Raw genomic sequence first — 6390 nt, 5'->3', positions numbered from 1 at the left:
ATCAAGGTCGTTTTGCATTTTGATTTTTAAATTTTGGATTTAAAATTGGTAATGTTTAGCATATATGGAAAGGGAGAGAAAGTGCAAGAAAAAATATTTGTGAATTTTCTTGACAAGAGTCATGCGGCGTGGTATGTTTACAATTGGCCCCAAGTAGTGGAGGCAAATATTGAGTAGGGGAAACTCGAAAGATAGAAGCCAAAGCTATTTGGGGCCTTAATGTTCCATCCTATTCGGATGGGATTTTCTTTTATCTATAATCCTTTGAGCCCCTTGATCCAGGAATTTCTTCAAGGGATCAATGATATGAGGTAAAATATGATACAAACGACTTATAGCCTAGACATAATTCGTCTAACTTACTTTTTGGAATTATGTCTAGGGCACAAATGACTTAATTTAGTTGAAAAGTGGGGATGTATTTGAGGGATTATTTAGTGAGAGCCGTTACCCCTGAAGGTTTGGGAGCGGTAGCCGCCATAACTACAAATTTGGTGGAAGAAGCCCGAAGAAAACATAGGACTTATCCCACGGCAACCGCCGCTTTGGGTCGGACTCTCACCGCTGGAGTATTGATGGGCAGTTTACTGCAGACTCCCCAAAAGCTGACAATCCAGATTTTGTGTAATGGACCTTTGGAGGAAATAGTGGTCGAGGCGGATGCAGGGGGGAATGTCCGCGGCTTTGTAAGAAGACCTCATATTCACCTTCCGATTCGAGGAGGAAAGTTGGATGTGGCCAGGGCTATGGGGAAAGAAGGAGTGCTTTGTGTGGTTAAGGATTTAGGTTTGAAAGAACCCTATACGGGATGTGTGCCCCTGGTTTCGGGAGAAATTGCCAGGGATATCACCCATTATTTCGCCGTTTCGGAACAGCAACCATCGGCGACTGCCTTGGGTGTCATGGTTAATGAGGATAACTCCGTTAAAGTCGCAGGGGGATTTCTCATTCAGCCTGTGGCTGGCGTGAGTGAGGAAGTCATCGGTGAGATCGAGGAAAATTTGGAAAATTTGCCCTCCTGTAGCCAGCTTCTTCTCGAGGAGAAAACACCTGAAGGGATGCTACAGAAAGTGCTGAGGGGTTTTACTTTGAATATCAATCAGATAAAGAACATTCAATTTAAATGTAGGTGCTCAAAGGAGAGGTGCAGAGAGGCTCTAATTGCTTTGGGCATAAAGGAAGTTGAGGATATGTTGTTCAAAAAACGAGAGGTGGAGATGTGGTGCAATTTCTGTAATGAAGAATATGTTTTTAGCCTTTTAGAATTGAGGGATATTTTAACTGAAGTGAAGCGAAGGAAAGGTCCTCATAAAATTCATTAGTCTTAAGGGGGAATATTCATGAATTTAATGCAAATATGTACAAAGATTCGGGAGAATTTCGACTCCAAGAATTTAGCCAGGGAAAAAGCACTTTCCTTTTCTCGTCAAGCCATCATAGCTTCCAGTAATGCCATCAGAGCCATTCATCGGGGAGAACTTCGAGAGGCAGAGAAGTTGCTTGCTGAAGTGAGGGAGGCTTTGGATAAAGCTGAGAATTTACTCAAGGAGCACAAAGATATCTATTACGCTGGATTTTTTCAAGATGCCCAAAAGGAGTACGCTGAGGCCATGATCACTTTAGCTCTAATTCATGGGGAACCCCTGCCCGTTCCGGATGAGATTGGCGTTGGGTACCCACAATTTCTTAATGGGTTGGGCGAAGCGATCGGGGAGCTACGAAGACATATTTTGGACATCATTAGGGAGGGTGATCTCAAGCGGGGTGAAGAATTGCTTAAAGTCATGGATGATCTGTACTATGTCTTGGTTTCATTCGATTACCCAGAGGCTATTACCTGTGGCCTGAGAAGAACCACCGATATTGCCCGGTCCGTAATCCAGAAAACGCGCGGCGATTTGACCACAGCGCTCCGCCAGAGCGAGCTCCAAAAATCGATTGCCAGATTGGAAGAGAGATTAAAGAAGAAGTGAGGGATATTCTTTGGATATCGAGAAGGAATTGGCAGAAAGCTGGAAAAAAATAGGAAAAATTCAAAAGGAACTCACGAGGAAGAGCGAGGATGTAGGGGAGCAAATTTCCATCTTGGAGAAGGAGATAGATGGACTCGTCACTGAATTAAATAAGCACCAAGATAAATCCAAGCGCCTTGAATTGTTGGCTCGATTTTGCCTTCTCTCGGAATTATGTTCGGCCATAGATTTTGATCGCATGATCGAGGCCCGAGAGAAATTTCAAGATTTGTTGCCTCAACATTTCAAAGAGTATTTAGCCCATCTCAAGACCATTCCTTGGCATATCTCCTGGTCGGGCTGTCTCAGTTGTCGTCATTTTTCGGGAAAGTGTAATTTAAATTTGACGCCAGTTGAGGTCTCCGATAGTAAGCATGGTCTTCAGAAGACCTGTCCTTCCTGGGTTAAAAAATCGGGGAAATTATAGAATCCTAAATTACCTTAGCTATTGAACCAAGACCAAGTTTTTTGGTGATTTCGATTCTGTTGGGGAACATTTCCCTTAAGTCCTCCAAGTGTGTGACCACGATTATCTTTTTGAAGTCATCTTTTATTGTAGAGATCGCTTCGACGAGTCTGTCTCTACCCTCGTCGTCTTGTGTACCAAAACCTTCATCGATGACCAAGGTTTCTAGCTTGGCGCCAGCTCTTTTGGCCAATAATTTGGATAAAGCAATCCTGATGGCGAAGTTGATCCTGAAGGCCTCACCGCCGCTGAAGAGCTCATATTTTCTATCACCGAGTTCTCCGTCGGAAATGATTAGGTCCAGGGTTTCAATGACACCACCTGTTTTCTGATTCCTTTGAGTTCTAAACCGCACATTAAATCGTCCATTTGTGAGCTTGTGGAGAAGTTTATTGGCTTCGTCTTCAATCTCCGGAATGGCATTTTCGATGATGAGAGCCTGAATCCCCTTTTTGCCAAAGGCCGTGGCCAGATCGGAGTAGATGGCAATTTCGCTTAAGATTTGATCTCGCTCTTTAACGAGCTCTCCTTTTTCTACGAGCTTATTTTCGCAATTTTTCAAAAATTCTTGGTTGATTGCGATTCGATTGGAGAATTCCCTTTCCGCTTTCTTTAATTCCTCAAGTTCTTTCTCCCCGAACATGATCTGTCTTTCCAGTTCGGGTAATTGGCTTGTCTCTTCGAGAAGCCGGGTTTCTTTTTCTCTATCTCCTTTGAGAATCTCGATCTTTTCTTGTTTTTGTGATTCGAAGGTGTACAGGGTTTCCTTGAAGGATTCTATCTTTGCCAGGGCATTATCCAGCTCAAATACTCTTTGCTCATAGGGTAAAAGTTCTTTAATTTTTTCTCTCAAGTCCCGATGCTCATCGGGATTATAATTCAATTTTTTGAGCTCGGTCTTAAACTCTTTTAACTTTGCTAAAGCCTCTTGGGCGAATTCCCCGGTATCCAGTTGCCTTTGTAAATTTTCCCGTTCTAAAGCGCAGGTTTTCAAAGCCTCCTCCGCTTTTTTTGCCTTCTGAAGTTGCATACACGTTTCGGTTCGCGCATTTAAGATTGCTTCTTTAACCGCTAGATCTTTCTTGATGGTCTTTCCTTCTTCTTCTAAGACCTCAAGTCTTTCCTCGATTTGCTCAAGTGTTGAGGTATTATCCTTCAATGAAATGAGGCATTGTTTTAATTCTTCTTTGAATTGGTCTAGAAGATTCTCGCGTTCTGCATCGGTAAGTTCCTTTTTGCAAAGGGGGCACATAGCCCGCCTGCCATGCCCAGGCTTTGGCAGGCCGTGCCTACCGTAGGGCAGGCAGGCTTCAGGTTGGCTCTCCATCAGTTCTATCTTTTCTTCGGTGGTCTTAAGTTTTTCCTTTAAGGTCTCATTCTCGCTTGTTAACTGCGACTTTCTTCGTTGAAAATTCAAAAAATCCTCTCTTAAAGTCTCGAGCCTTTCCTCTTTTTCCTGTAGGAGAGCTAACTCTTCCTCGATTTTCTTCAATTTCTGTTCCAGGGCTTTTATCCCCGAAGCATCGAGGGAAAGCTCCGTCTCCTTTCTCTTTAAATTCTCGATCTTGGTCTCGAGAGCGCTTCGGCTTTGGACATAAGTTTTCTCCTTCTCCCGCATGACACTTAGAATTTCATTTTGGCGGCGGGCTTTTTCGGCGAGTTTTTCTTCGAGAACTCTTTTATCTTTGAGCTCACGATGGCCTTCCCTGATGTGCTCTGCATCGGCGATGAGCTCCTGAGCTCGCTCGATCTCCGTCCGGCATCGCTGAATTTGAGTCTCGATGGTTTCCAGCCCCTTCTGAGTCGAGGACATTCTCATCTTAAGCTCTTTTAGTTGAGAAATTTTACTCTCCAATTTCACCTTTTGTTCCCTTAAGTGTCCTAAATTTCCCTCTTTAACGGCGATATCATCTTGAAGACACCCAAGTTTGCGGGTCAAAGATTCGATTCCCCTTTTATATTCATCTTCCTTGGCTAATTCCTCATCTATTCTTTGGATTTGGGCATTTGAGATTTGCACATCCTTTTCTCGCTCCCTTTTGCGTTCTTTTGCTCTCTCTTCCAGTTCATCGTAGAAGGAAAGACCGAGGATATCTGCGAGGATTTCCTTCCTTTGGTTGGGATTTTTGGTGGTAAAACTATCGACTTTGCCTTGGAGGATGAAGGCTGAATTAACGAAGGTTTCATAATCCATACGCAGAATATTGTCAATTTTCTCCTGGGTCTCATGGATCGTATCAGCGGTCAAAGATCGCCATGTCCGCCCCGACGAGGTCGGGGCATCCAAGATATGGAATTCCAACCTCGTTGAACCCCGTCCTGCCCTTGCTCGAGATCGAATGACCCTGTATCTTTGATTTTCAAGTTCAAAGGTGAACTCGACCTGCATGCGATCTTCGTGGAGGTGGATGAGATCATCGACACCCAATCCGCGCCTATCTACTCCTCGAGCCCTTCCCCAGAGGCACCAGGTGATCGCATCGAGGAGAGCGGATTTGCCGTGTCCGTTGGGACCCGAAAGACAAGCCGTGTGGATGTTAGAAAAGCTCAATGGTTCTGGCATGTATTTGTAGCTCATGAAGTTGGTCAGCCGAAGTTCCACTGGGATCATGAGTTCATCGCACTCCTCAAGGATTCGTCTGGACTTGCTGGAGTTCGCTGATGAGCTCCCCAGCGAATTTAAGGAGCTCATCTCTTCTTTCTTTCAGGTCTTCCCTTGATAAGAGGTATTCTTCCAGGGCTACGAGGGGTCCTGCGGCCTCGGTTAAGTTGGGATTCCTCGTTCGAACATCTTCACCCGCGGATTCTATATCCACGTAGGCAACGTAATGAGCGGAGGAAAGTGCCTTGTGAATTTCATCCCTTTGAACCAAATGTTTTAAGTGCGAAGGAACCTTTATCCTGACCCTCACCACGGTATCTTTGACATCGTGCTCGGCAATTGACCTAAGGACCTCCAAGGTGGGATTGGTCGTAAGACATTGGATATCAAGGCTTAAGAATCTTCTCGCCGGTGTTTTTTCGAATTTGTAGGTCGCACCGCCGTGTCTGCCTGCCTTACGGTAGGCACGGCCGGCAGGTAGGTTTTTGGGCAGATCAATGACGCAGAAGCCCTTATCCTCCTTTTCTTCACCGAAGTCTATCCTCTCTATACTTCCCGAGTAGATCATGAGAGGCGATTCCTCCAACACTTGGTGGCGGTGGATATGTCCCAAAGCGATATAATCCCATTCATCTTTAAGCAAAGCGCTGGGCAATATGGTAAGGTCATTTCCCACCATGATGCTCTGCTCTGAGCCAAGCTTTGCCGTGGATACGCTGATGTGAGCGGCAAGTATCGAGGGAATTTCGGAATTTCTTCCCGCTTCGGCTGCTAGATGGTCCACAAATGACTCGATCTCCTTGGCCATAATCTGATTTATCTCCTCGACCGTCTTATCCTTGTATTCATCGAGTTTTAGAAGTTGGCTCTTGGGAAAGTGGGGGAGGGTTGCCACCTGGACTTTCCCTTGATGGGTGTCGATGATGTGGACCCTTGGGTCTCTGGCCACAATTACCCCCTCTACCTCAAGGGCATCGAAGACCGCCAGGGAGTGTGCGTATTTTTCGGTATTTGGAACATCATGGTTTCCCACCAACAGCAGAACTTTTATTCCTGCCCGGGTGAGCCTCCTTATTTGTTTTGCAAACTCCCTTTGTAGGGTTGGGGAGGGGTTTTTCGTGCGATAAGCATCCCCCGCAAAGATGACCAGAGCTATATCATTCTCGAGAGCGTAATCCACGCAGGTAGAGAAGGATTTAAGGAAATCCAAAATGCGCTGATTGAGTCCCGTGGCGGAATCTATCTTGCCGTAATTCTCCATTCCAAGATGTAGATCAGCAAAGTGCAGGACCCTAACTGAGTTCATTGAT

General features: G+C 45.2%; 5 protein-coding genes. 3 read left to right on the top strand and 2 right to left on the bottom strand.

What is annotated here, in order from left to right:
• Nucleotides 1–422 precede the first annotated feature (422 nt).
• Genes hslO through AB1466_01900 form a run of 3 tightly spaced genes read left to right on the top strand, consistent with a single transcriptional unit; the run spans nucleotide 423 to nucleotide 2439 of the window.
• Nucleotides 423–1322, top strand: coding sequence for an Hsp33 family molecular chaperone HslO (gene hslO, locus AB1466_01910; GenBank protein MEW6188857.1), 900 nt, complete (start codon nucleotides 423–425; stop codon nucleotides 1320–1322).
• 18 nt (nucleotides 1323–1340) lie between these two features.
• Nucleotides 1341–1973, top strand: a complete 633-nt coding sequence (locus AB1466_01905; protein MEW6188856.1) for a haloacid dehalogenase — start codon at nucleotides 1341–1343, stop codon at nucleotides 1971–1973.
• A gap of 10 nt (nucleotides 1974–1983) precedes the next feature.
• On the top strand, nucleotides 1984–2439 hold the full coding sequence (locus AB1466_01900) for a hypothetical protein (GenBank protein ID MEW6188855.1): 456 nt from the start codon (nucleotides 1984–1986) through the stop codon (nucleotides 2437–2439).
• Nucleotides 2440–2443: 4 nt separating this feature from the next.
• Here the strand turns inward: AB1466_01900 and AB1466_01895 are convergent, their stop codons facing one another.
• Both AB1466_01895 and AB1466_01890 read right to left on the bottom strand, forming a co-directional pair.
• Nucleotides 2444–5170 (bottom strand): SMC family ATPase, encoded by a 2727-nt coding sequence (locus AB1466_01895; GenBank protein ID MEW6188854.1) that lies wholly within the window; start codon nucleotides 5168–5170, stop codon nucleotides 2444–2446.
• Nucleotides 5106–6390 (bottom strand): exonuclease SbcCD subunit D (locus tag AB1466_01890; protein MEW6188853.1); only part of this gene is annotated, 1285 nt, incomplete at its 5' end. The genes AB1466_01895 and AB1466_01890, both read right to left, overlap by 65 nt.

The sequence above is a fragment of the Actinomycetota bacterium genome, assembly GCA_040755895.1.
GTDB lineage: Bacteria > Actinomycetota > Aquicultoria > Subteraquimicrobiales > Subteraquimicrobiaceae > Subteraquimicrobium.
This window is presented reverse-complemented; position numbering and strand designations above follow the sequence as displayed.